The organism is Comamonas sp. C24C (genome assembly GCF_053345995.1).
The window spans coordinates 212,700-238,590 of sequence record NZ_JBKFBC010000007.1 but is presented as its reverse complement, the minus strand read 5'-3'; the positions used below and the strand labels follow the sequence as shown (position 1 = coordinate 238,590).

The following is a 25,891-nucleotide window of genomic DNA, read 5'->3' as shown; positions in this document are numbered from 1 at the left end:
CCGGCCGCCAAGCATCGGTGTTGCCGACAGGCTGCAGTGCACTTGATGGGCCAAGGCACTTTTCATCAGAACTTCAATCAAGAAAGCGCGCGGCCACTGCGGGGTCCGGCATCAGGCATTGCTCGCTTTTGCCAAACCAGCGGTAGCGGTTTCTGGCAATCAGGCGATAGAGCGCATCGCGCAATGCAGCGGGTATCAGTCGGAACAGCGCTGTCAGGCGCCAGGGCCAGCCCAGCGCGTGCAGCACGCGCAGAATGGCATCGGTGTGCTGCCAGGAACGCTTGCCGTCCACCAGCAGCAGGGTTTGCAGACCTTCCAGGCGCAGGCCCGCATCGGCCAGCAGCTTGCCGCCTACCTCTCCCTGAATGGCTGCAAACTGAAAAATGCCCTGCTTGTCGTGCTTGAGCAGAAACTGCACCCAGCCGTTGCACAGCAGGCATTGCGCATCGAAGACCACAATCATTTTTTCTCCTCGGGCAGCAGCAGATGGCCTCGGTAACTGGCCACCACGCCAATCAGCGGCACGGCCGCCTCGATATGAAACTGCAAGCGCTGCCCGGCCCCTGTTTCCTCGGCCACGATGCGCGGCGCCAGCCAACCCGGACAAGGGATGCCCAGAAAATACAGGCGCTGCAGTCGCATGTGCAGCCGTCCATCCACCGCCTGCAGGGCAAAGCACAGCCGCGCCGGCCCGAGACGTTCGACCAGGCCGCCCTGGTGCAAATGCATGCTGGAGCGCATGACCTGCTCGGGGAAGATGCGAGTCCAGGTCTCGGCCTCGGGACTGGCCTGCAGCTCGAAATGAATCTCCCCCTCAGCGGCCGTGCGCGGTGTACCCAGGGCCAGGGCCAGCAACCTGGCCAGCAGCGTCCGGGGTGCGCCGGTCTGTACCCTGCCCTCCAACTCATGCTCGCCCTGCAGACAGTGAAAGCGCTGTAGCGCGGCATCGAGCCTGCCAAACTCTTCACCCATGGCCTGCTGAAACAAGGAAGCGCTCTGCGTCATGGGGCCAGCTCCTGCATCCGGATGTCCAGCCCCCGAGCCTCGGCCATGAAGTCCTGCAGCGTCAGCAGTCCCATGCAGGGCCGGGCACCAGGTCCCAGCGCTGCACCTGCTGCCAGCTTGCGCACCAGTGCACTGGCGGCCAGCGTGGGAACATAAGGCCCGTCGCCGGAGCCCGCCGTCAGCACCCAGCTGCGCTGGCTGGCTTGCCCCTGGGCATCCAGCCCGCTGACGGTGACATGCATGGCGCCCACATCGCTGCCATGGTTCTTGAACCAGTCTGCCATGCGCTTGAGCGTGCGCGCATGGGTGGACCAATCCTGTACCAGCCCTTTGTGCGCCAGCCAGGCCATGGCGTTCATGCCTCGGTGCAGAAGCGGCAACTCAAGTCCGGCGCCAAATCTGACAGAACAGTTCTGATAGCGAAGCGGCAGCAATGCAAGATCGGGCACATCGCAGGCCGACAGCAGCCGCCGCCCCACGGGAGCCGGATAGTCATGTGCATAGCTGCGCAGCCAGCCGATCACGGCCTGCTGGCCCGCACCGGGCAGTGGCTTGCCGCAATAGCTGAGGATGGCAGCGACGGTGGACAGGCCTCTGTCCGTTCGATTGCCCGGGCTGATGCCGATGTCGATATGGTCGACGCGGTCCATGCCCCGAGCCAGCGCATCCACCACCGCCGAGGACAGCGCCGGCACCGAGCTGGCACCACTGAGCAGCAGCACGCCGGCGGCTTTGGCCTGCAGCTCAAGCTGGTCTATGCCGCAGACAAACTCACGCCCATCGGCCAGATCCACATAGTGCACGCCGGCTCGGGCACAGGCCAGGGCCACGCGGTAGTCCTGTCCCTGAAACGGGCCCGAGGTGTGAATGAGCGCATCCACCGCCAGGGCCTTGAGCCGCTCTTGCAGCCCCGCAGCCATCACGTCCAGCATCGCATGGCTCAGGCTTGAGCGGGCATCCCGGGCCAGACCTTCGAGCAGCGCATGCGCCGCAGAAGCCGAGCGCCCTGCCACCACGATGTGCAGACCACTTTGTCTGGCCAGCCTGGCAACCAGGCGACTGCCGAAGAAGCCATAAGCACCAACGACCATGACCTTGAATTCACGCATGCCCCAGTGTAGCGGGACGCAAGTTCCGCCCTGGAGCCCAAACGCGGCAGCCGCTTTCATGGCTTGCTCACAGCCCGTGCTTGCGAATCTTGTCGTGCAGCGTGGTCTTGGGGGTGTGCAGCGCCTGAGCCGTGCGCGTCAGATTGCCTTCGTTGTTGCGCAGGGCTTCGGAAATCAGGGAGCGCTCTATGGACTCCATGGTCGAAGCCAGCGAAGCAGCGGCCCCGGGCGCGGCGCCGGGTGGAGATATGCCGGCATCCAGCCCCAGCGTGATGCGCTCGGCCGCGTTGCGCAGCTCGCGCACATTGCCGGGCCAGTCGTGGGCCAGCAAGGTCTGAAGACGCTGCGGCGTCAGCTCGGCCACTGGTCGCTGGTGGCGGGCCGCCGCCTGCAGCGCGAAATGCTCGAACAGCAGCGCAACATCCTCACGGCGCTCGCGCAGCGGGGGCAGGTTCACGGTCGCCACATTGAGACGATAGTAGAGATCGGAGCGAAACAGGCCCTGGCGGCTGAGCTCAAGCAGATCGACCTTGGTTGCCGCAATCACGCGGCAGTCCACGGGAATGAGCGTGTTGGATCCAAGACGCTCCAGCACTCGTTCCTGCAGCACGCGCAGCAGCTTGGCCTGCATGGCCAAAGGCATGCTCTCGATCTCGTCGAGAAACAGCGTGCCGCCGCTGGCATGCTCAATCTTGCCGACGCGCTTTTTGCCCGCACCGGTGAAGGCCCCGGCCTCGCTGCCGAACATTTCGCTGTCGAACAGGGTTTCCGGCAGGCCGCCGCAGTTAATGGCGACGAAATTGCCGCCTTTGCGCCGGCTGGACTCGTGCAGGCTGCGCGCGACTCTTTCCTTGCCGGTGCCGGTTTCACCCCAGATCAGCACATCGGCCTCGCTGGCCGCAAGGCTCTGCAAGGTACTGCGCAGCTGCTGCATCGGCAGCGACCGCCCCAGCAACTGGTGCTGCAACACATCCCGACTTTGTAGCTGCTGGCGCAAGCTGCGCACCTCCAGCACCAGACGACGTCGCTCCAACGCACGGCGCACGGCCTCCACCAGGCGTTCGGGCGCAAATGGCTTTTCCAGAAAATCGGCCGCACCATCCTTCATGGCCTGCACGGCCATGGAGATATCGCCGTGACCGGTGATGAGAATCACGGGCAGCTCGGCATCCAGCACGCGGACGGCGGCCAGCAGCCCAAGGCCGCTCATCTGGGGCAACCGGATATCGCTGACCACGATGCCGGCAAAATCCGGGGACAGGTGCTTTTGCGCCTGCTCGGCACTGCTCACGCAGATGCAGTCCAGACCTTCGAGGCGCATGGTCTGCTCGCAGGCCATGGCGACATCGGCATCGTCTTCAACGATCAGGACTTGGAGGGAAGGGTTCATGGGCAGCAGGCAATCAGGACAGCGGCCGAGTATCCACCAAGGGCAGGCGCAGCGTGAAGATGGCCCCGCCTTCCGGATGGTTGCCACCACTAAGGCTGCCACCCGCGGCATGGGCAATCTCTGCCGACAGCGGCAGGCCCAGACCCAGTCCCAAACCCTCGGGCTTGGTCGTGAAAAAGGGCTCGAACAGCCGCGCCTGAACCTGCTCGCTGAGTCCGGGGCCATGATCGCGTACCGTAATCTGCGCCCAGGCACCGGACCGGTTGCAGGTGATTTCCACGCACTGCGTGCTACCGCCCTGCACGGCGTCCAGCGCGTTGCTCAGCAGATTGATCAGCACCTGCTGCACGCGATTGGCATCGCACCAGGCACTCAGCGCGAGATCCGAAGGCTGTCGCACGATCATGACGCCGCTTTGCGCAATGCGCGGCTCCAGCAGGGTCAGAGCGCCATCGACCACCTTGGCCAGTTCGACCTGTGCCGGCTGGCCCGCGGACTTGCGCGCAAAGTTGCGCAGCTGTCCGGTAATACGTCCCATGCGCTCCGTCAGCTCGGCCATGCGCTGCAGATTGCTGTGCACCATCTCGCCCTGGCCTCGCTCCAGAAAACGCTGGCTGTTGCCGGCCAGCGCCCGCAAGGCCGCCAGGGGCTGATTCAGCTCATGGGCCACTTCCGTGGAGAGCTGACCGATGACAGCCAGTTTGCCGGCCTGCACCAGCTCATCCTGCGCAGCGCGCAGTGTGGTCTCGGCATGCATGCGCTCCACCACCTCCTGCTGCAGTGCCAAATTGGCGTACTGAAGATCGGCCGTGCGCTGCTGCACTTTCTGCTCCAGCACCTCGTTGGCCTGCTTCAGAGCCTGCTGGGCCGCCAGTTGCTCACGCACATGCCTGCGCCGCTGATAGAGCAAAGCCCCCAGCAGCAGCATCAATGCAATCAACGCCCCTGTCACCCATGCACGGCTCGCCGCCAGTTGCAATGCAACACTCAGGGGAGACAGCACGGTGATCTGCCAGGGCGTGCCGGCCAGCGGCGTGGACTGCGCCAGAAAGCGGCCCGCACTCGGCCCTGCCGCGGCGTCCTTGAGATCGGGAATGCTGACCTGCCTGGTACCCGTGGCACCGCTTACGCCACCCCAGCTCAGCGACCTCAGATTCAGACGGTTGTATTTCTGCGAAGCTTCCAGCTCCGCGCGTCTTGCTGAGTTCAGCGGCTGCAAGGTGGCAAAACGCCAGGCAGGCATGTTGCTGAGGATGACCACGGTGTTTTCATCGCTGACCATTACCGGCGACTCTGCGCTGGCCCAGGATTGTTCGAGCTGCGCCAGCCCGACCTTGACCACCACCACGCCATGCAACTCGCCCTGGCCCAAGGTCGTGGTCAGGTAATAGCCAGGCTCGCCGCGCGTGGTGCCGACACCGAAGTAGCGCCCCCGCCCTTCCCGCAGCGCCTGCTGGACGTAGGGCCTGAAGCCGAGGTTCTCGCCCACAAAGCTGTCAGCGCGGCGCCAGTTGCTGGCGGCCAGCACAAGGCCCTGGTGATCCAGCATGTAGACGCTGAGCGTACCCGCTCGGCGGCTCAGCTCTTCCAGATAGAGGTTGGCACGGGATTGCAGCGTTTCGTCGCCTGGCGATTTCAGCAGGGACAGGATCTCGGGCTGCAGGGCCACCACATCGGGCAGAAAGGCAAATTTGTCGATCTCGCGCCGAAGGCTGGCTGCATAGAGATCGAGGCGGTTGTTGCCGGCTGCCGCCACCGTCTCGAGACCGATCTTGACAAAGCCCTGATAGCCCAGCCAGCCGCCCAGGCTGCTTGCGGCCAGCCAGAGCAGGATCAGCAAAGCAGCGCGCAGGTGCGGGGGCAGGAAAGCTAGCATGGTGCGGGCCATGTTAGCAGCGCCGCGCGCAGCAGCAGGCAGCAAGCCGGGCAAGGCGGGGATCAGGCTCAGGCGCGGGCGGCCTCGGCCATGATCACGGGCTGGACTGCCGAGTCTGTGGAAGACTCAGGAGCTTCATCACCTTCCCATTTGGCCACCACGGCCGTGGCAATGGCGTTGCCCAGCACATTGGTCAGCGTACGACCCATGTCCAGGAAGTGATCGATGCCCAGAATCAGCAGAATGCCGGCTTCCGGCAAACCGAACATGGGCAGCACGGCGGCCACCACCACCAGCGAGGCGCGCGGCACGCCGGCAATGCCCTTGCTGGAAATCATCAGCACCATCAGCATGGTCAGCTGTGCGGTCAGCGACATCTCGATGCCATAGGCCTGAGAGATGAAGATGGCCAGGAAGGTGGTGTAGATCATGGAGCCGTCGAGGTTGAACGAGTAACCCAGGGGCAGCACAAAACCGGTGATGCGTGGCTTGATGCCGAATTTCTCCAACTGCTCCATGAGCTTGGGCAGCGTGGATTCGCTGCTGGCCGTGAAAAAGCCCACCAGCACCGGGCCGCGAATCAGCGACAGCAGACGGAAGACATCCTTGCCCAGCACCACATAGCCGGCACCGATGAGCAGCACCCACAGCGCGGCCAGCGCAATATAGAAGCCCAGCAGGAACTTGCCGAACACCAGCAGCATGCCCAGTCCGTGGGTGGCAATGGTGCCGGCGACAGAGCCGAACACACCCACGGGCGCAAAGCGCATCACGTACTCGGTCACGCGCAGCATGACGTGCGAGGTCTCTTCCATCAGATCGACCAGCATGTGCTTTTTCTGGTGGTTCAGATAACCCAGGGCAATACCGAAGAACAGCGCGAACACGAGGATCTGCAACACCTCATTGGTGGCCATGGCCTCGAAGATGTTCTTGGGGAAGACATGGGTGATGAAATCCTTGAAGTTCAGCGCACCGGTCTTCAGACCCAGGCTCTCGGCATTCGTGGGAAGCTCCACGGTCAGGCCATGGCCGGGTTGCAGCACATTGGCAAACACCAGACCCAGAAACAGCGAGCAGAACGAAGCCGCGATAAACCAGCCCAGCGCACGACCACCCACGCGGCCCACGGAACCGGCATCGCCCATATTGGCCAGGCCCGCCACCAGCGTGGCAAACACCAGGGGCGCGATGATCATCTTGATCATGCGCAGGAATACGTCGGTGAGGATGCCGAAATAGCCGGCAATGTCTTTGGCAGTCTCCGGTGTCGCGGCGTTGGCGTGGACGAGATAGCCCACGACCACACCCAGAACCATGGCCAGCAGAACCATGATGGTCAGGCGATTGGATTTCATTTCTTGGAATCTTGGTATGCGTTGTTTGAGCCGCAGCCGGAGTCCAGGCCTTGAAGGCACCGGGCTCAGGCAGCGACAACAAACCGAGACGGACCGCCGACGCAACCGAGGTTTCGTCAGCCAGGTCCAGCCCCAGTCTCACTTGGTCAGCCGCAGCGAAGCGGCGTGCCGTCCTTTAAGCACATACCGTGCCAGCCACCAAATCACGGCCAAGTCTTTGATTTGCTTATATTCAAAATACTTTTTTGCATAACAACGATCGGATTTCCGGACGACATCCAGAGAGATGTACGGAATTCCGAACAAGGCTCAGGCCATCACTGCCGAACGTATCCAGTCCGGCAGCGCAGCGGCTTTCTGCCGGGGAAAGTCGACCCAGATCACCGTGCCTCCACCGGCGGCGCATATGACTCCCGGCTGTGCCACACGCTCCATCGTGGCCCAGGTCTCGAAGGTAGTGCGTGCGGGATCGCTGACAAACATCTTGAGCAGCACTTCGTCGGGATAGGCCAGCTGCTGATAGAAATTGCAGAAGGCGTTGACGATGACCGGCCCCTGCCCAGCGGGGTCCGGATTCAGACCCATGCCGCGCATCCAGTCGATACGGGCAGTTTCCAGGTAACGGAAGTACTGGGCGTTGTTGACATGGCCCATGGCGTCCATATCACCCCAGCGCACGGGAAAGCGCGTTTCATAGACCTGTTTTTTGTGCTCTGGCAACTCGATTTTCATGCCGCTATGTCTCCTGATTGAACGAGGTTTGCGACTGCATCATCACCTTGTTCTAGTTTCTTTGAGGGATGGCGTGCCCCGGGGGGAGCACTAGCCTATGGACTTTGCCGCAACACCGATTGATGCGCTGTCGCCAAATCTGCACGGTCGTGCCGGACTGTCAGCATAGAATCGCCCGCATCGTGGTTTTTTGCAGACGCACCTGCCTGGGCCGCGCACGCCAGTTTTCCCAATCCAATATCAAGCGAGACTTTCCCGATGACAAACGAAGAGATCCTGGCCCAGTACGGCCCGCGAGAGGCCATGGAATATGACGTGGTGGTGGTCGGTGGTGGCCCCGGCGGCCTGGCCACTGCCATTCGCCTCAAGCAGCTGGCGACCGAAAAAGGTCAGGATGTCTCCGTGGTCGTGCTGGAAAAAGGCTCGGAGCCCGGCGCTCACACCCTCTCGGGCGCCATCATGGATCCTCGCGCTCTGACCGAACTGATCCCCGACTGGAAGGAAAAGGGTGCCCCCCTGAACCAGCCGGTGACCGAAGACGCCATGGTCTTCCTCGGCGAGAAGAGCTCTCTGCGCACGCCCAACTGGCTGCTGCCCAAGTGCTTTCATAACGAAGGCAACTACATTGTTCGCCTGGGCTTTGTCACCAAGTGGCTGGCGGAACAGGCCGAAGCCCTGGGCGTGGAAATCTTCCCCGGCTTCACGGCCGCCGAAGTGCTCTACAACGAGGACGGCTCCGTCAAGGGCGTGGCTACCGGCAATATGGGCATCAGCAAGGAAGGTGAGCCCACAGGCGACTTCCAGCTGGGCATGGAGCTGCACGGCAAGTACACCATCTTTGCCGAAGGTGCGCGCGGCCATCTGGGCAAGCAGGTCATCGCCAAGTATTCGCTGGACGCCAACCGCGACCCACAGACTTACGGTCTGGGCATCAAGGAACTCTGGGAGATCGACCCCCAGCGTCACAAGCCCGGCATGGTGCTGCACACTGCCGGCTGGCCCATGAAGAGCGACACCTACGGTGGCGCCTTCCTCTACCACCTGGAAGACAATCTGGTCACGCTGGGCTTCATCACCGGTCTGGATTACTCCAACCCCTACCTGTCTCCGTTCGAGGAGATGCAGCGCTGGAAGACCCATCCCAATATCCGCTACTACCTGGAAGGCGACGAAGCCAAGGGCATCAAGCCCGCCAAGCGCATCAGCTACGGTGCGCGCGCCATCACGGCCGGCGGCATCTCCAGCCTGCCCCGCTTTGTCTTCCCCGGTGGTGCGCTGGTGGGCTGCGAAGCCGGCTTCCTCAATGTCAGCCGCATCAAGGGCAGCCATGCCGCGATCAAGACCGGCATGCTGGCCGCCGAAGCCGCCTACGCCGCCATCGTCGCCGGTCGCCAGGGCGATGAGCTGACGGCCTATACCTATGCGTTCGAGAACAGCTGGCTCTATGAAGAGCTGTGGAAAGCGCGCAACTTCAAGGCCTGGTTCAAGAAGGGTCTGACCACAGCCACCGTGATGAACGGACTGGAGCAGTTCGTGCTGCGCGGCAACATCCCCTGGACGCTGCATCGCAACAAGCCCGACCACGCCTATCTCAAGCCCGCCTCCGAGTGCGCCCCCATCGAGTACCCCAAGCCCGACGGCAAGCTGACCTTCGACCGCCTCTCCAGCGTCTTCATCAGCAGCACCAATCATGCCGAGAACCAGCCGGCCCACCTGACGCTCAAGGACGCCAGCGTTCCCGTTGCCGTGAACCTGACCAAGTTCGCAGGCCCCGAGCAGCGCTACTGCCCCGCAGGCGTGTATGAGTTCGTGGAGGACGAGGCCGATGCCGGCAAGCAGCGTCTGCAGATCAATGCGCAGAACTGCGTGCACTGCAAGACCTGCGACATCAAGGATCCGACCCAGAACATCGTCTGGGTCACGCCCGAAGGCGGAGGCGGCCCCAACTACTCCGGCATGTAAGCCATGTGATGGCATTCGGCGGCGGCAGCCGCTGCCGGATGCACTCCCCGAAAGCCTGCGCCAGTTCCGACTGCGCAGGCTTTTTTCATGGGCTGAATGTTTTTTGCAACGCAGCCCGTGAAATGCCCACAAATTTGCAGCATCCTGAAAATTCTCAGGCCAGAGCAAAGGCCGTGAATCTCCCAATGGAGACAGGCTTGTGGCCGGGAAAGCGCTGCGACCAAAAAACAGGCAATCGCCTCAATATCCTTGACCTGGGCAAATCAAACGCAGGAAAAATGCAGCAAAAAGCAGAAACCCTGCCCCACTCAACGCAATATTGCGCGCCATTGAACAGCATCCGCACACACAAACACCAGTCAAATAGCGCTTTGCGCAGCTTTCATGCCATTTTTTCGCGATCATCGTATAGGGATAAACAAGGTTATCTCAATTGCGAAGACAGCCAGATCGGTGCAGTAGACTTTGCCGCGAGGCGACGCGCATCGAGCACTGCCGTCTTAATTCACCTGGAACACACAACAAACGCTGGAGATACACATGAAGCAGCTGTCCTTGGCCCGCATGGGCGCACTGGCCCTGGCAATTTCCGCCATGTCGGGTGCCTATGCCGCCGACACCAAGTCCGTGGCCGTGACCGCCATTGTTGAACACCCCGCCCTGGATGCGGTGCGCGACGGCGTCAAGGACGCCCTGAAGGCTGCCGGCTACGAAGAAGGCAAGGCCCTGAAGTGGCAGTACCAGAGCGCACAGGGCAACACCGGTACAGCAGCCCAGATCGCCCGCAAGTTCGTGGGTGACAAGCCCGATGCCATCGTCGCCATCGCCACGCCTTCCGCCCAGGCCGTGATCGCATCGACCAAGACCGTGCCCGTGGTGTTCTCGGCCGTGACCGACCCCGTGGCCGCCAAGCTGGTCCCCAGCTGGGAACCCTCCAAGAACAATGTGACTGGCGTGTCCGACCTGCTGGCCCTGGACAAGCAGATGGACCTGGTCAAGCAGGTCGCACCCAATGCCAAGCGAATCGGCATGGTCTACAACCCCGGCGAAGCCAACTCCGCCGTGGTCGTCAAGGAACTGCAGGCCCTGCTGCCCAAGATGGGCTGGACTCTGGTGACCGCTGCCGCGCCCCGCTCGGTGGACGTCTCCAGCGCCGCACGCTCGCTGGTGGGCAAGGTCGACGTGATCTACACCAACACCGACAACAACGTGGTGTCGGCCTACGAATCGCTGGTCAAGGTGGGCCAGGACGCCAAGATTCCTCTGGTGGCCTCTGACACCGACTCCGTCAAGCGCGGCGCCGTGGCTGCCTACGGCATCAACTACCGTGACCTGGGTGAACAGACCGGCCGCATGGTGGTGCGCATCCTCAAGGGCGAGAAGCCCGGCGACATCAAGCCCGAAGTCTCCACCAAGATGGAACTGTTCGTGAATCCGGGCGCTGCCGAAAAGCAAGGCGTGAAGCTGTCCGACGCGCTGATCAAGTCCGCCGCGACCGTGGTCAAGTAATCCACTCCCTGTCGCCAGCACTGCCACCAGGCAGTGCCAGCGCAGCGGCAGGTGCCGTGGCAACATGGCCCTGCCGATTTTTTTAGACGTTTGCCGCGCCTGTCGCTCTCTCTATGTCTTTATTTTCCATCCTCGGTGCCATTGAAATTGGCCTGATCTTCAGCCTGGTGGCGCTGGGCGTCTTCATCTCCTTTCGCTTGCTGCGTTTTCCCGATCTGACGGTCGACGGCAGCTTCCCCCTCGGTGGTGCAGTCTGCGCCATTCTGATTTCCACGGGCACCAACCCCTGGCTGGCCACGCTGGCCGGCACGGCTGCCGGTGCCGTGGCCGGTTTCATTACGGGCTGGCTCAACGTCAAGCTCAAGATCATGGACCTGCTGGCCTCCATCCTGATGATGATCGGCCTGTACTCGGTGAATCTGCGCATCATGGGCGGCCCCAACGTGCCGCTGATCAACGAACCCACGCTGTTCACCATGCTGCAGCCGGCGGGCATTGACGACTATGTGATGCGCCCGCTCATCATGCTCGGCTTCGTCATCGTGGCCAAGCTGGCTCTGGACTGGTTCTTTGCCACCGAGCGCGGCCTGGCCATCCGTTCCACGGGCTCCAACGCCCGCATGGCTCGCGCCCAGGGCGTCAACACCGGTGCCATGATCTTGCTGGGCATGGCGATCTCCAATGGCTTGGTCGGCCTGGCGGGCGCACTGTTCGTGCAGACACAAGGCGGCTCCGACATCTCCATGGGCATCGGCACCATCGTCATCGGTCTGGCTGCCGTGATCGTGGGCGAGACCATACTGCCTTCGCGCAAGATCATCTGGGCCACGCTGGCCGTGGTGCTTGGCGCAGTGGTCTACCGCTTCTTCATCGCGGCAGCCCTCAATATCGATGCCATCGGCCTGAAGGCGCAGGATCTGAACCTGGTGACGGCAGTGCTGGTGACCATCGCACTGGTGATTCCGCAAATCAAGAAAAAGCTGAGCAAGCGCAAGTAAGAAGAAGGACGGCGGAGAACACCATGCTGAACGCACAAAACCTCGAACTCACCTTCAACCCTGGCACGCCGATCGAAACCCGCGCGCTGCGCGGCCTGTCGCTGTCGATTCCCGACGGTCAGTTTGTGACCGTCATCGGCTCCAACGGCGCAGGCAAGTCCACGTTTCTGAACTGCGTCTCGGGCGACCAGAGCGTGGACAAGGGCAAGATCGAAATTGCCGGTATCGACATGACGCGCATGCCGGTATGGTCCCGCTCCAAGCAGGTGGCCCGGGTGTTCCAGGACCCCATGGCCGGCACCTGTGAAGACCTGTCCATCGAAGAGAACATGGCACTGGCGCACGAGCGCGGCAACTTCCGCGGCTTGTCCAAGGCCGTAAAGGCCAGCAATCGCGATCTGTATCGCGAGCGTCTGGCCACGCTGGGCCTGGGCCTGGAAAACCGCCTGACCGACCGCATCGGCCTGCTCTCGGGCGGACAGCGTCAGGCCGTGAGCCTGCTGATGGCAGCGTTGCAGCCTTCGCGCATTCTGCTGCTGGACGAGCACACTGCCGCTCTGGACCCACGCACCGCCGACTTTGTGCTGCAGCTGACGGCGCGCATCGTGCAGGAAGCCAATCTGACCACGATGATGGTGACGCACAGCATGCGCCAGGCCCTGGATGTGGGCACGCGTACCGTCATGCTGCACCAGGGCAATGTGGTGCTGGACGTCAGCGGCGAAGAGCGCTCCAGAATGGATGTGCCCGACCTGCTGCACATGTTCGAGAAGGTGCGTGGCGAAAAGCTGGCCGACGATGCATTGCTGCTGAGCTAAACCAGAAACCATCAAAACAATAGCTGCCAACGCTTTATCCATAAGCGTTAGCAGCTATTTTTATATCAACTCAACTCAGCCAAGCTGAGGCTTCAGCTCCTGAGCCAGCGGCCTGTGCCCCATGAGCGCGCAGACCAGCAAGGCCACCAAGGCAATCAGCGCGGTGCCCCATTCCGCATTCTGCAGACCCAGGGCATTGGCCTGCTGCAGTGTCTGGGCATTTGCCGAACCCGTGGCCTGCACTTGCGCCACCGGCAGGGAAGCGACCATCACCAGCACGGCCAGCCCCAGTGCCGCCCCCACCTGCTGGGCCGTGGCGGCCACACCGGAAGCCACCCCCTGCTGCTGCGGCGCAATGCCCTCGCCCACCAATACCCACATGCCGGTCCAGCTTGCACCCTGGCCTATGCTCATCACGATGAAGCCCGGCACCAGCCACCAGTAATTGCCGGCCAGTGGCAGCACGGCGGTGGTCCAGACCAGGCCCGCCAGGCCTGCAGCCCAGCCGGCCATCAGCACGATGCGGGCGCTGTAGCGCGCCAATCCGCGTTCGGCCCAGCGAATACCGACGGTGCAGACAATGGTGGGCAGCACAAAGGCCAGCCCGGCCTGCAGTGGGCTCCAGCCCAGCACCTGCTGAAAGTACAGGCCCAGAAAGTAGTACTGCACGCCGTAGCAACTCATGAACAGCAGCGTCAGCAGCATGGCATGCTGCAGGCCACGCACTTTCAGCATGGCCAGCGGCATCAGCGGCGCAGTCACCTGTTTTTCAATGGCAAAGAATGCCGCCAGCGCCAGTGCGGCGACCAGCAGCACACCCAAGGTGCGCCCGTCCAGCCAGCCCCATTGCGGACCTTGCACCAGGGCCGTGACCAGCAGGCAGCTGCCCAGCGTCACGCTGATGCACCCGGCCACATCGAAGCGGCGCTTATGACGCGGCACGCTGGGCATGGCGGGCAGATAGCGCAGCGCCGCCACCGCACAAGGCCAGGCAATCGGCACCAGCACCCACAGCACCCAGTTCCAGCCCAGCAACTGGGTCAGCACGCCGCCCAGCAAGGCCCCTGCCGCCAGCCCTCCGGCGCTGGCCATGCTCCACACGGCCAGCGCCCGATTGCGCTCGGCACCTGGGCGGTACAGGGTGTTGATCATGGCCAGCGTGGCCGGGAACAGCAGCGCCGCCCCCACGCCCTGGGCCGCACGCGCCGCGATCAGCAGCCAGGCCTCGGTGGCAAAGCCTCCGGCCAGCGACGCCAGTCCGAACAAGGCCATGGCTGCTATGTACATGCGGCGCTGCCCCAGCAGATCGGCGCAGCGACCGCCCAGCAGCAGACAGCCGCCGAAAGCCACGCTATAGCCGCTGATTACCCATTGCAGATGGTGTGCAGGCAGCTGCAGATGCATGCCTATGGCGTCCAGCGCCACAAACACGATCGTCGCATCCAGCGCAATCATCAGCTGCGCCAGCGACAACAGGGCCAGCGCTGCACGCGGATAGCGCAGGCTGGGCAGGGGTGGCAACTTGTCTCTCTTTTGATCCATCACATCGGTCCTCATTCTCGAAAAGAAGCGGCTGCACGCCTCGTCGCGGCGACGGGCGTGAGTGCTCCAAAGCGTGCTGCATTGCAGGTACAGCGTGAATGACCGGTCAGGCAGGCATCGTATTTAATTCAAGGACGTAGATAAACATGAAAATCATGTTTAACTTATGCGTATACGCATCAATTAAGCTTGAGCACCATGGATCTGAACGCCGTACACATGCTGGTCAAGGTGGCCGAGTGCAAAAGCTTCACGCAGGCCGCGCACAGCCTGGGGACCACGCAGTCCCGCATCTCGCGGGCGATTGCCCAGCTGGAAGCCGATCTGGGCACCCGGCTGCTGCATCGCAATACGCGCAATGTCTCGCTCACGCCCGATGGCTGCACCCTGGTGGACCGCAGCGCCGCGCTGATTGCCGGGCTCGACGAAGCGCGCCAGCTGATGCTGGACCGGCGCTGCGAACCCAGTGGCGTGTTGCGCATGACCGCGCCCTCGGTGCTGGGACGGGTGGTGCTCACGCCGTTGCTGGGGCCGCTGATGGATTGCTATCCGGGTCTGCAGATCGATGCCAGCTTTACCGACCGGGTGGTGGACATGGTGGAAGAAGGTTTTGACGCAGCCGTGCGCATAGGCCCTCTTGCCGACAGCCGCATGATTGCGCGCAGCCTGCCGCCGCTGCGCTGGGTGACCGTGGTCTCACCCGGCTATCTGCAAGCCCATGGCGCACCGCGCACGCTGCAGGAGCTGGCCCGGCACCGCTGCCTGTCGGTCTACAACCACTATCTGGGATTTAAGGTGCCCTGGCAGTTCAAGGCCGAAGGGGAAGAGCCGCTGGACTGGATGCCGCCGCAGTCCATCAGCTTTGACAGCGGCGACCCTTTGGTCGAGGGCTCGCTGGCTGGTCTGGGCGTGGCTCAGGTCATGGAGTTTGCCGTGCGCGAGCACATTGCCAGTGCGCGGCTCATACCCGTGCTGACCCAGCTCGAAGGCCGCAGCCGCGAGCTGTCTCTGGTCTACCCACGCACCCGCCATGCCTCACCCAAGATCAAGGCGCTGACCCAGATGCTGCTGGAGCAGGCGCGCTGGTAAGCGACAGGCCGGAGCCGCTCGGAACGACAACGCCGTCAAACCTTGCGAACGGCACTCTCGCCAGCCCCTTGCGCCGCAGGACTGCGGCCGGCCTTGCCCAGCCAGACCAGGCCCAGACCGCCAGCGGCCAGCGCAGCGCCCACCAGCGGCACGGCCGCATATCCCAGGCCCTGACCGATGACGAAGCCGCCCAACGCAGCGCCCACCGCATTGCCCAGATTGAATGCCCCCACATTGACCGATGAAGCCAGACCTGGGGCCTGCGCCGCGGCCTGCATGACCCGCATCTGCACTGGCGGCACGATGCCAAACGCCGCAGCGCCCCAGACCACCAGACCGATGGCCGCACCCAGATGGGTTGTCATGACCAGCGGCAGCAAGGCCATGATGACGGCGAGCAGCGCCAGAATGATCTTCGTCGCCCCGTCCAGCGACCAGTCGGCCAGCTTGCCGCCCAGCGTATTGCCCAGCGTGAATCCGACGCCGATCAGCACCAGGGCAAAGGCCACAAAGCCGGGACTGGCGTGCGTGATCTCGGCCAGCACGGGCGCCACATAGGTATAGAGCGCAAACATGGCGCCGGCCCCCAGCACCGTGGTGCCCATGGCCAGCAGCACTTCGGGGCGCGCCAGCACCTTCAGCTCGCGGCGCACGTCGGGGCGTGTGCCCGGCTCGCCCTTGGGCAGCGCCAGCCACAGCGCGGCAATGGTGACCAGGCCCAGCACGGCCGTGCCGCCAAAGGCCAGGCGCCAGCCCACCTGCTGGCCGATCCAGGTCGCAGCCGGCACGCCACCGATATTGGCAATCGTCAGGCCCATGAACATGGCGGCAATCGCGCTGGCCTGCTTGTCCCTGGGCACCACGCTCGCGGCCACCACGGCACCGATGCCGAAGAAAGCGCCGTGGTTGAGACTGGTGACCAGACGCGACAGCAGCAGCGTGGTATAGCCCGGCGCAAAGGCCGACAACAGATTGCCCACTGTGAACAGCACCATCAGGCCCATCAGCGCAGCCCGTTTGCCAAAACGGCTGAAAAGCAGCGTCATGACCGGAGCCCCCAGCATGACGCCCACGGCATAGGCCGAGACCAGCATGCCCGCCGTGGGAATGCTGACCTGCACCCCATCGGCAATCACGGGCAGCAATCCCATGGGAGTGAACTCGGTCGTGCCAATGGCAAAAGCGCCAACGGCCAGGGCAAATAAAGCGGCAGAGGATTTCATGACCCGCAGTGTGCCCGCTTCATCTTTGCCGATTAAGCCCTGTATCCAATAAATTCTCTTGAATTGAATTCAAGAATAGAAATGCTCACGAAACCATCACCGGCAAGCTGAAGCCTGTTTCGGTCGGGACGCCCACAGAGCATCTTGCACCTGCCGGGGACTGCCGATCTTCTCCACTACCGGCATACAGGCACAGCCGGAAGAACAGTGCCAGACCGCGCAGCCGCGTCGTGGCATCACACGAGTTGCAGGCGCTGTGTTGCTACCGCCGTTAAAACCGAGGTCTGGCGCATCGGGCCGCGGTAAAGCACTGACGCCCCAGGCTCGCTGCAGCCTCTACCGGCTGGCCGAAAGACCGCTGTCGGTCCGTACTTTGCCTCGATCCGTTGCGTCCATGCCACCATTTGTGCGCCACCGCTCTATGCAGAGCCAATGCCACCCACAAGAGGCAGCCACCGACCCAAGCCCATAAACCCATAAAAAACAGATACTTGGAAAAAATATCCGCTAATTCGCTGCACTTCATGACAACCCGAAGCGCACGCACCGCCCATAAATCGCTCACAATCTGCACCCACTGAACGGCAATGAGTGTCATCGCCGATCGCGCACGCCGCGTTGTTATCTCAGGGCCGGCCGTGCAGAACCACAATAATGCAAGCCATGACAACGGCCTTAGCCAGCCTGTTTCCCCTTGTCATGTCCTGCCAGAAAATCTCGTATTCATGAGCGACAGCGAATCCACTGCAGCAACCGGCCAGTTGCACCGTTCCCTCAAGGCCCGTCATATGTCGATGATCGCCATCGGCGGCTCCATCGGCACCGGCCTTTTTGTCGCCTCCGGCGCAACCATCTCCCAGGCAGGCCCGGGCGGCGCCTTGCTGGCCTACATGATCGTGGGCCTGATGGTCTATTTCCTGATGACCAGTCTGGGCGAGATGGCCGCGCACATGCCCGTCTCCGGCTCTTTTGCCACCTATGGCGCCAAGTACGTGGATGAAGGTTTCGGCTTCGCGCTGGGCTGGAACTACTGGTACAACTGGGCCGTGACCATTGCCGTGGATCTGGTGGCCGCACAGCTGGTGATGGCCTACTGGTTCCCGGGCACCAACGGAGTGCTCTGGAGTGCGCTGTTTCTGGCCCTGATGTTCGGCCTCAACGCACTGTCGGCAAAGGGCTTTGGCGAATCCGAATTCTGGTTCGCCGCCATCAAGGTGACCACGGTGCTGGTCTTCATTGGCATCGGCGTGCTGATGATCTTCGGCATTCTGCAAGGCGGCGCACCTGACGGAATCTGGGGCAATATTGCCAACCTGAGCACGGGCGACGCCCCGTTTGCAGGCGGCTTTGCGGCCTTGATCGGCGTGGCCATGGTGGTGGGCTTTTCCTTCCAGGGCACGGAGCTGATCGGTATCGCCGCCGGCGAGTCCGAAGATCCCGCCAAGAACGTGCCCAAGGCCGTGCGCAAGGTGTTCTGGCGCATTTTGCTGTTCTACGTCTTCGCCATCCTCATCATCGGCCTGCTGATTCCCTATACCGATCCCAAGCTGCTGCGCAACGATCTGGGCGATATCGCCGTCAGCCCCTTCACGCTGGTGTTCGAGCGTGCCGGCCTGCTGGGCGCTGCCGCCGTGATGAATGCCGTGGTGCTGACCTCGGTGCTGTCGGCCGGCAACTCCGGCATGTATGCCTCCACCCGCATGCTGTATGCACTGGCCAAGCAAGGCATGGCGCCCAAGGTGTTCGCCCAGGTCAACACGCGTGGCGTGCCCGTGCTGGCCTTGATCGCCACCACCGTGATCGCCGCCCTGTGCTTCCTGACCAATATCTTCAGCCCCGAAGTGGTCTACATCTGGCTGCTGAATCTGTCCGGCATGTGCGGCTTCGTCGCCTGGCTGGGCATTGCCATCAGCCACTATCGTTTCCGCAAGGGCTGCGAGGTGCAGAACTACGATATGAACCAGCTGCCCTACAAGGCTGCGGCCTTCCCCTTCGGCCCCATCTTCGCTTTTGTGCTGTGCTTGATCATCACCCTGGGCCAGAACTACGAGAACCTGATCAAGGACCAGATCGACTGGGTTGGCGCCATCGCCACCTATATCGGCCTGCCTCTCTTCCTGGTCATCTGGTTCGGCTACAAATGGGTCAAGGGCACGCGCATCGTCAAATACTCGGAAATGGATCTGAACGGCTCACGTTAATACCTAGTCATTTTTGATCCCTCCAAAGGGCAGCACCGGCAACGGCGCTGCCCTTTTTGCATCATGGGCCGGCCCCGGACGCTGCCGATTAGTCTCAACAGACGATTCATGTCATGACAAATATCTGAAGAATCGATGCTCGCAGGCAAGAGCCTGCATGGTTTTCATCAGGGAGGAGAGCAATGAAAAACAAAACGATGAATATGGCGCAGCTGCTGTGCATGGGTTTGCTGAGCGCAGGTGCAGCCTGTGCCAAGGTTCCCGCCGCCGAGGCCGACAAACTGGGCAAGGAGCTGACCTGCACGGGCGCCATCAGGGCCGGCAATGCCGACGGCAGCATTCCGCCCTTCACGGGCAAGATCCTGGGTGTCCCGCCCGGCGTGAAGTTCACAAGGTCCGTGGGACAGTTCCAGCCCGATATCTATGCCCACGAGAAGCCGCTGTTCGAGATCACGGCCGCCAATATGGCGCAGTACGGCGACAAGCTCAGTGACGGCCAGAAGGCGCTGCTTGGCAAATTCCCAGCCACGATGCGCATTCCCGTCTATCCGGGCCACCGCGACTTCCGCTATGACGACGATATCTGCGCCGTCGCCAAGCGCAACGCTCAGGAAGCCGAAATCACCAACGACGGCAACGGCGTCAAGGGCTTCATGGGCGCCCTTCCCTTCCCCATTCCGAAGAGCGGTGTGGAGCTGCTCTGGAACAACCTCATGCCCAGCCGCGCCAGCACCGAAGAGGTGGAGCGCGACATGGCACTGGTGGGCGCAGGCGGCGATATCGCCTGGGGCCGCACCAGCTACATCCAGCTCAGCCGCTATGACTCCAAGGAAAACCTGGGCAAGCCCAACGAAGGCAAGTACGCCTATGTGACCAACTTCTCCATCCTGCCCGAGCGCGAAAAAGGCGGTGTGATCCTGTCCATAGAGCCCATGAACTTCGGCACGGACAAGCGCCTGGCCTGGAACTACGACCCCGGCACCCGGCGCGTGCGCCAGCTGCCCGAGTTCGGCTATGACCAACCCTCCCCGGGCACCAGCGGCAAGGCGACCATCGACTCCGAGCGCCTGTTCAACGGTGGCTCCGAGCGCTATGAATGGACCATGCACGGCAAGCGCGAAATGTTCGTTCCGGCCAATACCTTTCGCATCAACCAGCCGCTGAAGTACGCCGATCTGCTCAAACCCGGCCACCCCAACCCGGCCTACACCCGCTATGAGCTGCGCCGTGTCTGGGTGCTGGAGGGCAAGCTCAAGCCGGGCTTTCGCCACCTGTACTCCAAGCGCGTGATGTTCATCGACGAAGATACCGGCCACGCCATCTCGGGCGACTTCTACGATGCACGCGGCCAGTTGTGGCAGCACGCAGAGATCAATTACTACTACGCCTACGACATCAGGAAATGGCATGCCGGCACATCGTTCTACTACGACCTGAATGCCGGCTCCTATGTGAGCATGAATCTGGTCCAGGAGCGCCCCAAGGCGCCGATCCTGGGCAAGGACAACCTCAAGCCCAGCCAGTACACCCCCGAAGCGATCCGCAATCTGGGCAACTGATAGACGACAGGTGGCTCAGCCACCGCGCGCACCGCACCACAGCGTGCAAAGAGAGGCCATGAGCCTCTCTTTTTTATGGCTGCTCCAACGCCCGAAGCTGGCGCGCTCCCGCATATGCCCGGGCAGCGTGCTAGGATGAAACACGGCGGCGGCATTGAAAACCATGGCTGTTGGCGCCGTTTTTTCTGTCTTCGAGTCGATTTCAACGTGAGCATCATTCACAAGCTGCCAGCGCCCCACCCGGTCGCCTGGCAAAGCCCGGATTCATCGGCCATCCGCCGACAACCTTGTCGCCATCGATGCCATGCGGGCCCGGTTCGGACAACGCCCCCCGAGTCGCCCGACCTTCTCGACCCAGGTCGCAGCCTCGCCCTGTTTTAATCTCTGCACAACAAAGCCCGACTAAGCTTGCAGACGGTTTAGTTCGCCGCAATCATGACTTCCATGCAATCCCTGGCCCGATGGCTGCCCTTTCTCGATTGGCCCAAACCTACTTTCGGCCTGCTGCGCGGCGAATTCTGGGCCGGCCTGACCGTGGGCCTGATGCTGCTGCCCCAGGGCGTGGCTTACGCCGCGCTGGCCGGCATGCCACTGATCACCGGCATCTACGCCTCCATCATTCCGGCCGCAGTGGCCATTCTCTTCAGCCCCTCGCCACGGCTCGGCGTGGGGCCGACGGCGCTGAGCGCCTTGCTGATCGGCGCCTCCCTGACCGGCATGGCCGAACCGGGCTCGGCCCAATGGGTGGTGCTTGCGGCATGGATGGCCATTCTTTCCGGCCTGGTGCAATGGAGTCTGGGCGTGGTGCGCGCAGGCTGGCTGCTCAACCTGGTCACCTCGCCCGTACTGGCAGGTTTCACCCAGGCAGCAGCCCTGCTGATCCTGGCTTCGCAGCTGCCCACCCTTCTAGGCATGCGTGCTGACTGGTCCACCGTCTGGCACTCGCCGTCCATCTACCTGTTCAGCATCCAGTCCATCGCCTACGGCCTGGTCAGCATGGCTCTTCTGATGCTGGCCAAGAAATGGCGTCCGGCCTTTCCCTCGGCCATTTTCATCATCGGCCTGAGCGGCTTCATCAGCTGTATCACGGGCTTTGCCGATGCGGGCGGCTCCGTGATCGGCCACCTGCCTGCAGGGCTGCCCAGCTTCCAATGGCCGGGCATGCTGGACTGGGAGCAGTTCGGCGCCCTGGTCATGCCGGTGCTGGTCATCTCACTGGTCAGCTTTCTGGAGACGGCCTCCAGCGCCCAGGTCGAGCATCAGCAGGCCGGCACGCGCTGGAACGAGAACCAGGATCTGATTGCCCAGGGTCTGTCCAAGATCAGCGCCGGCCTGTTCGGCAGCTTTTCCACCAGCGCCTCGTTCTCACGCTCGGCGGTCAATCTGCTCGCCGGTGCCAAGACCGGCTATGCGAATGTCTTTTCCATCTTGCTGGTGGTGGTCGTCGTGCTCTGGTTCATTCCCTGGCTCTACCATGTGCCTCAGGCCACGCTGGCAGCCATCGTGATCACCGCCGTGCTCAACCTGGTCAAGCCCAGCGCGATCCTCAAGCTGTTCAGGGTCTCCAAGGTGGAAGCCTGCATCAGCGTCGCCACACTGGTGCTGACCATCGTCACCGCCCCGCGCATGTACTGGGGGGTGTTTGCGGGCATCATGCTCAGCCAGGCTTATTACCTCTATCACCACCTGCACCCGCGCATCATCGAGATCGGAGAGCATCCCGACGGCAGCCTGCGCAGCCGCCAGCTCTGGCAGTTGCCGGCCCTGGCGCCCAATGTGGTGGCCCTGCGCATGGACGCAGACCTGGACTTCGCCACAGCCACGGCCCTTGAGCGCTATGCGGCCGACGCACTGCAGCAGGCGCCTCAGGCCAAAGACCTGGCATTGCTGATGCAGTCCATCAACAGCATCGACATCACCGGCGTCGAAACATTTGCCCGCCTCGAACGCATGGTTGCCTTGCGTGGTGGCCTGCTGCATGTGGTGGGGCTGAAACTGCCTGCCGAGCAACGACTGGAGCGCGCCGGCCTGCTGCACCAGCCCGGCAGCCCCATCAGGCTCTATCGCACCGATGCCGACTTTCTGCGAACGCTTGGCAATTTCCCCACAGAACCGCCATCTGTAAACGCTGACGAAAAGCCTACACCCACAAAATGATAAGGGTCGCTGCTACACTGACGGCCACCATTGATAGCTTGTCGTGACCTCATCCGCCCCCCATCAATCCGTGTTCCTGCGCGATCTGCGCCTTGCCACCGCACACAATCTGGTGACTCGCGCGGGCGGTGGCGATATCCGTCTGCCCACCGACACTCCCACCCATTACCTGCAAGCCCTGATTGATGGCTTGTGCGCTCTGTCTTTGCGCGACCCTCTCACGGGACTAGCCAACCGCCGCCATTTCCGCTCGGTGATCGAGCGCGAGATCGACCGCGTGGCCCGCTCGGGCGAGACCGCTCTGCTGCTGATGCTGGACATCGACCACTTCAAGCAGATCAACGACGAGCACGGCCACATCGCCGGCGACATGGTGCTGCAATCGGTGGCACAGACGCTGTCCGAAATCATTCGCCCCATGGACACGCTGGCGCGCTTCGGCGGCGAGGAATTCGCCATAGTGCTGCCGGTCTGCCCCGCGCATCAAGGCCGTGCGGTCGCCGAGCGCCTGCGCCAGGCCATCGAAGACAACTCCATCGCGGTGTCCTCGGGTCAGATGCTGAAGGTCACCGTGAGTATCGGCGGGGTCTACGCCCAGCAATGGATTCGCAGCACCGCGCAACTGTGGACCGAGCGTGCCGATCGTCAGCTTTATCTGGCCAAATCGGCAGGCCGCAACTGCGTCTGTGTCGAGGAACCGCCCGACAGTACGGTGAGTGCCGAGGAAAAAAGCCTGCTATTCAGCCCTTTGCATGCTGCCTCTTTAGAGGAAAATGTTTCCGACAACACAGCACCAGACGTAAACACCGACGCCGCAAGCCAGGTCATAACGCCTTGAGACGATGGACACCTTGGCCCCTCACCCTACTTTGCCCGCTCATATATCCATGGAAGATGCCCTGCGGGCGCCTGGCCGCACCAAGCAGGCCCACATCATTGCCGTCACCAGCGGCAAAGGCGGTGTCGGCAAGACTTTTGTCTCTGCCAATCTGGCTGCGGCTCTGACGCGTCATGGCTTCAACGTGCTGGTACTGGACGCCGACCTGGGTCTGGCCAATCTGGACGTGGTGCTCAACCTCTACCCCAAGGTCACGCTGCACGATGTGTTCACGGGCCGCTCCACGCTGGAAGATGCGATTCTGACCACGCCGGGCGGCTACTCCGTGCTGCTGGCCGGCTCGGGCATGATCGAGTATTCACGCCTGACGCCCGAGATCCGCTCCCAGTTCATGCGCACGGTGGAGCTGCTGCGTCCGCGCTACGACATCATCCTGCTCGACACCGGCGCCGGCATCTCCGACGTGGTGCTGTTCTCCGTCTCTCTGGCCACCGAGGTACTGGTCGTGGCCACGCCCGAGCCCACCTCGCTGACCGACGCCTATGCAGCCATCAAGGTGCTGGCCCTGCAGCAAAAGCGCCAGCAGATCCGTCTGGTCATCAACCAGGCGCAGCGTCCCGGCGATGGTCGCGCCATCACGGGACAGCTGCAGCAGGTGCTCAACCGCTTCGTGACCACCGATTCCGGCCAGCCGCTGCAGTTGACGCACTGGGGCGATATTCCGGTCGACTCCGCCGTGCGCGAAGCCGTGATGCGCCGACAGCTGCTGCTGCAGGCCATGCCCGGAGCACCCGCATCCCTCGCAGTGGCACAGCTGTCCAATAAAATCAAGGCAGAGCTGACGGCCCCGGTCTGAGCTGCATCACCGTCGATGCAGCAGCCGCGCGGCCGCCCCCCGGATATCGACGTGGCCGACATACTCAACATCTCCTGCTACAAATTCACGCCCCTGCCTGATGCCGACCAGTTGCGCCAGACGCTGCTGGAGCGCGCCCATGCCCTGAGCCTCAAGGGCACGGTGCTGCTGGCCGAGGAAGGCATCAACTTCTTCCTGGCCGGCCCGGCCGATGCCGTACGCGGCTTTGTCGAGCAGCTGAAGCAAGACCCGCGTTTTGCCGACCTGACCCCCAAGGAAAGCTGGTCCGAGACCGTGCCCTTTCGCAAAATGCTGGTCAAGGTCAAGAGCGAGATCATCCGCATGGATCATCCCGCCATTCGCCCTGCCCATGGACGTGCGCCTTCGGTCAGCCCGGTCACGCTGCGCCGCTGGCTGGAGCAAGGCCATGACGACGAGGGCCGCGAGGTGGTGACTTTGGACACGCGCAACGACTACGAAGTGGACGAAGGCGCGTTTGCAGGCACGATCGACTGGCGCCTGAGCAAGTTCACCGAATTCCCGCAGGCACTGCGCCAGCACAAGGACGAATTCGCCGGCAAGACCGTGGTCAGCTACTGCACGGGCGGCATCCGCTGTGAAAAGGCCGCCATCCTGATGCAGGACGAAGGCATCGAAAACGTCTATCAGCTCGAAGGCGGCATCCTCAAGTACTTCGAGGAAACCGACGGCAAGTTCTACGACGGCGGCTGCTTTGTCTTTGACGGCCGCGACTCGCTGGGCACCGATCTGTCGCGTACCGAACTGGTTCACCCCCGCCCCATCAAAAAGCATCTGATGGAATAAGCCGGCCCGTCTGGACTACTCTCAAAAAAAGAGCAGCTAGCGCTTGTCATCAAAGGATTTCAGATACAAATCAATCTGAAATCCAATATAGAAAAGCGCTAGCTGCTTCTTATTCAATAGCAGATCAAAGCTGCTTATCTGGCCCAGCGTGCCGCAGCGCTGGCCACGCGCTCGCCGAACTGGCGTGCGGTCTCCAGATCGCCAGCGGCCATCTCGCCGGCCGATGCATCCGAGGGCGACTGCGCCATGGCGCCGCTGAAGCTGCCCATCCAGTTCACATCATTGCGCTGCGCGGCCTTGGTGTTCGAAGGCAGCAGGCCCAGACCCACCCAGACGCCGCCATGCTGCATGGCCAGGTGGTAGAAGTAGTCGAGCGTGACCTGCTTGTCGCCCTGCACGCTGGCGCTATTGCTGAAGCCGGCGAACAGCTTGTCCTTCCAGGCCTGGGCAAACCAGGCCTTGGACGAGGCGTCGGCAAACTTCTTGAACTGCCAGCTCGGAGCCGCCATATAGGTGGGCGCGCCAAAGACGATGGCGTCGGCCGCGGCCAGTTGCTCCCAGCCGCCGTCTGGCAGATTGCCGTCGGCATCGATGGCCAGCAGCTGCGCGCCCGCGCCCTGCGCCACCGACTGCGCCATGCGCTGGGTATGGCCGTAGCCGGAGTGGTAGACCACAACGATAGTGCTCATGATTTCTTCTTTCTTGCTTGCGTCGGCGCGGCCATCCGCGCCGCCATCCTGTTTCTTTGCCAAATAAAGGCCCGCCGGATTGACACCCGGCGGGCCTTGTCTTGCGAGAGCACGCTAGCTTATCAAAGCCTTGGCTGCCCGCGCGCCTTCAGTCG

General features: G+C 62.7%; 21 protein-coding genes. 11 read left to right on the top strand and 10 right to left on the bottom strand.

Annotated features, from left to right (window positions below; translation table 11 throughout):
- Positions 1-73: 73 nt before the first annotated feature.
- The 7 genes from ACLBXN_RS15010 to ACLBXN_RS14980 all read right to left on the bottom strand — a co-directional run bounded on the left by ACLBXN_RS15010 (position 74) and on the right by ACLBXN_RS14980 (position 7,470).
- Entirely contained in the window at positions 74-463 is a 390-nt protein-coding gene (locus ACLBXN_RS15010) for a thiol-disulfide oxidoreductase DCC family protein (protein WP_447612659.1), read from the bottom strand.
- The gene (locus ACLBXN_RS15005) at positions 460-1,005 is read right to left on the bottom strand and encodes a DUF4166 domain-containing protein (protein WP_447612658.1); all 546 of its coding nucleotides are present in this window, start codon (positions 1,003-1,005) and stop codon (positions 460-462) included. The genes ACLBXN_RS15010 and ACLBXN_RS15005 overlap by 4 nt, the downstream gene beginning before the upstream one ends.
- Positions 1,002-2,114, bottom strand: coding sequence for a saccharopine dehydrogenase family protein (locus tag ACLBXN_RS15000; RefSeq protein WP_447612657.1), 1,113 nt, complete (start codon positions 2,112-2,114; stop codon positions 1,002-1,004). The genes ACLBXN_RS15005 and ACLBXN_RS15000 overlap by 4 nt, the downstream gene beginning before the upstream one ends.
- Positions 2,115-2,181: 67 nt before the next feature.
- A complete protein-coding gene (locus tag ACLBXN_RS14995; RefSeq protein ID WP_447612656.1) occupies positions 2,182-3,504 on the bottom strand; it encodes a sigma-54-dependent transcriptional regulator in 1,323 nt (440 codons plus the stop codon).
- Positions 3,505-3,517: 13 nt separating this feature from the next.
- Positions 3,518-5,392, bottom strand: coding sequence for an ATP-binding protein (locus tag ACLBXN_RS14990; RefSeq protein ID WP_447612655.1), 1,875 nt, complete (start codon positions 5,390-5,392; stop codon positions 3,518-3,520).
- 56 nt (positions 5,393-5,448) lie between these two features.
- Complete coding sequence (locus ACLBXN_RS14985) at positions 5,449-6,738, bottom strand: dicarboxylate/amino acid:cation symporter (protein ID WP_447612654.1); 1,290 nt, start codon at positions 6,736-6,738, stop codon at positions 5,449-5,451.
- 309 nt (positions 6,739-7,047) lie between these two features.
- A complete protein-coding gene (locus tag ACLBXN_RS14980; RefSeq protein WP_447612653.1) occupies positions 7,048-7,470 on the bottom strand; it encodes an acyl-CoA thioesterase in 423 nt (140 codons plus the stop codon).
- Positions 7,471-7,728: 258 nt separating this feature from the next.
- Between ACLBXN_RS14980 and ACLBXN_RS14975 the strand changes: the two genes are divergently transcribed.
- From ACLBXN_RS14975 to ACLBXN_RS14960, 4 genes are all read left to right on the top strand, one after another.
- Positions 7,729-9,432, top strand: a complete 1,704-nt coding sequence (locus ACLBXN_RS14975; RefSeq protein WP_447612652.1) for an electron transfer flavoprotein-ubiquinone oxidoreductase — start codon at positions 7,729-7,731, stop codon at positions 9,430-9,432.
- A 540-nt stretch (positions 9,433-9,972) separates the two neighbouring features.
- Entirely contained in the window at positions 9,973-10,941 is a 969-nt protein-coding gene (locus tag ACLBXN_RS14970; protein WP_043004982.1) for an ABC transporter substrate-binding protein, read from the top strand.
- 113 nt (positions 10,942-11,054) lie between these two features.
- Positions 11,055-11,939, top strand: coding sequence for an ABC transporter permease (locus ACLBXN_RS14965; RefSeq protein WP_043004983.1), 885 nt, complete (start codon positions 11,055-11,057; stop codon positions 11,937-11,939).
- Between the two features lie 23 nt (positions 11,940-11,962).
- Positions 11,963-12,757, top strand: coding sequence for an ABC transporter ATP-binding protein (locus tag ACLBXN_RS14960; RefSeq protein ID WP_003054766.1), 795 nt, complete (start codon positions 11,963-11,965; stop codon positions 12,755-12,757).
- Between the two features lie 75 nt (positions 12,758-12,832).
- Here ACLBXN_RS14960 and ACLBXN_RS14955 read toward each other — a convergent pair whose 3' ends face one another.
- The gene (locus ACLBXN_RS14955) at positions 12,833-14,299 is read right to left on the bottom strand and encodes an MFS transporter (RefSeq protein ID WP_447612651.1); all 1,467 of its coding nucleotides are present in this window, start codon (positions 14,297-14,299) and stop codon (positions 12,833-12,835) included.
- A 198-nt stretch (positions 14,300-14,497) separates the two neighbouring features.
- On the opposite strand from ACLBXN_RS14955, the gene ACLBXN_RS14950 reads away from it, so the two are divergent.
- The gene (locus ACLBXN_RS14950; RefSeq protein WP_447612650.1) at positions 14,498-15,388 is read left to right on the top strand and encodes a LysR family transcriptional regulator; all 891 of its coding nucleotides are present in this window, start codon (positions 14,498-14,500) and stop codon (positions 15,386-15,388) included.
- Between the two features lie 35 nt (positions 15,389-15,423).
- On the opposite strand, the gene ACLBXN_RS14945 is transcribed toward ACLBXN_RS14950, so the two are convergent.
- On the bottom strand, positions 15,424-16,611 hold the full coding sequence (locus ACLBXN_RS14945; RefSeq protein WP_447612649.1) for an MFS transporter: 1,188 nt from the start codon (positions 16,609-16,611) through the stop codon (positions 15,424-15,426).
- Positions 16,612-17,336: 725 nt separating this feature from the next.
- On the opposite strand from ACLBXN_RS14945, the gene ACLBXN_RS14940 reads away from it, so the two are divergent.
- The 6 genes from ACLBXN_RS14940 (at position 17,337) to ACLBXN_RS14915 (ending at position 25,047) form a co-directional block, all read left to right on the top strand.
- Positions 17,337-18,812: an amino acid permease gene (locus ACLBXN_RS14940; RefSeq protein WP_447612648.1), complete on the top strand. Its 1,476-nt coding sequence runs from the start codon at positions 17,337-17,339 to the stop codon at positions 18,810-18,812.
- Between the two features lie 182 nt (positions 18,813-18,994).
- Positions 18,995-20,371 (top strand): DUF1329 domain-containing protein, encoded by a 1,377-nt coding sequence (locus ACLBXN_RS14935; protein WP_447612647.1) that lies wholly within the window; start codon positions 18,995-18,997, stop codon positions 20,369-20,371.
- A gap of 444 nt (positions 20,372-20,815) precedes the next feature.
- Positions 20,816-22,528 carry a SulP family inorganic anion transporter gene (locus tag ACLBXN_RS14930; RefSeq protein WP_447612707.1) on the top strand — a complete coding sequence of 571 codons (1,713 nt, stop codon included), beginning with the start codon at positions 20,816-20,818 and terminating at the stop codon, positions 22,526-22,528.
- A 43-nt stretch (positions 22,529-22,571) separates the two neighbouring features.
- Positions 22,572-23,366 carry a GGDEF domain-containing protein gene (locus ACLBXN_RS14925; RefSeq protein ID WP_080757923.1) on the top strand — a complete coding sequence of 265 codons (795 nt, stop codon included), beginning with the start codon at positions 22,572-22,574 and terminating at the stop codon, positions 23,364-23,366.
- A 4-nt stretch (positions 23,367-23,370) separates the two neighbouring features.
- A complete protein-coding gene (locus ACLBXN_RS14920) occupies positions 23,371-24,222 on the top strand; it encodes a MinD/ParA family protein (protein ID WP_003054751.1) in 852 nt (283 codons plus the stop codon).
- A 51-nt stretch (positions 24,223-24,273) separates the two neighbouring features.
- The gene (locus ACLBXN_RS14915; protein ID WP_447612706.1) at positions 24,274-25,047 is read left to right on the top strand and encodes a sulfurtransferase; all 774 of its coding nucleotides are present in this window, start codon (positions 24,274-24,276) and stop codon (positions 25,045-25,047) included.
- Positions 25,048-25,181: 134 nt separating this feature from the next.
- Here the strand turns inward: ACLBXN_RS14915 and ACLBXN_RS14910 are convergent, their stop codons facing one another.
- On the bottom strand, positions 25,182-25,736 hold the full coding sequence (locus ACLBXN_RS14910; RefSeq protein WP_043376517.1) for a flavodoxin family protein: 555 nt from the start codon (positions 25,734-25,736) through the stop codon (positions 25,182-25,184).
- Positions 25,737-25,891 lie beyond the last annotated feature (155 nt).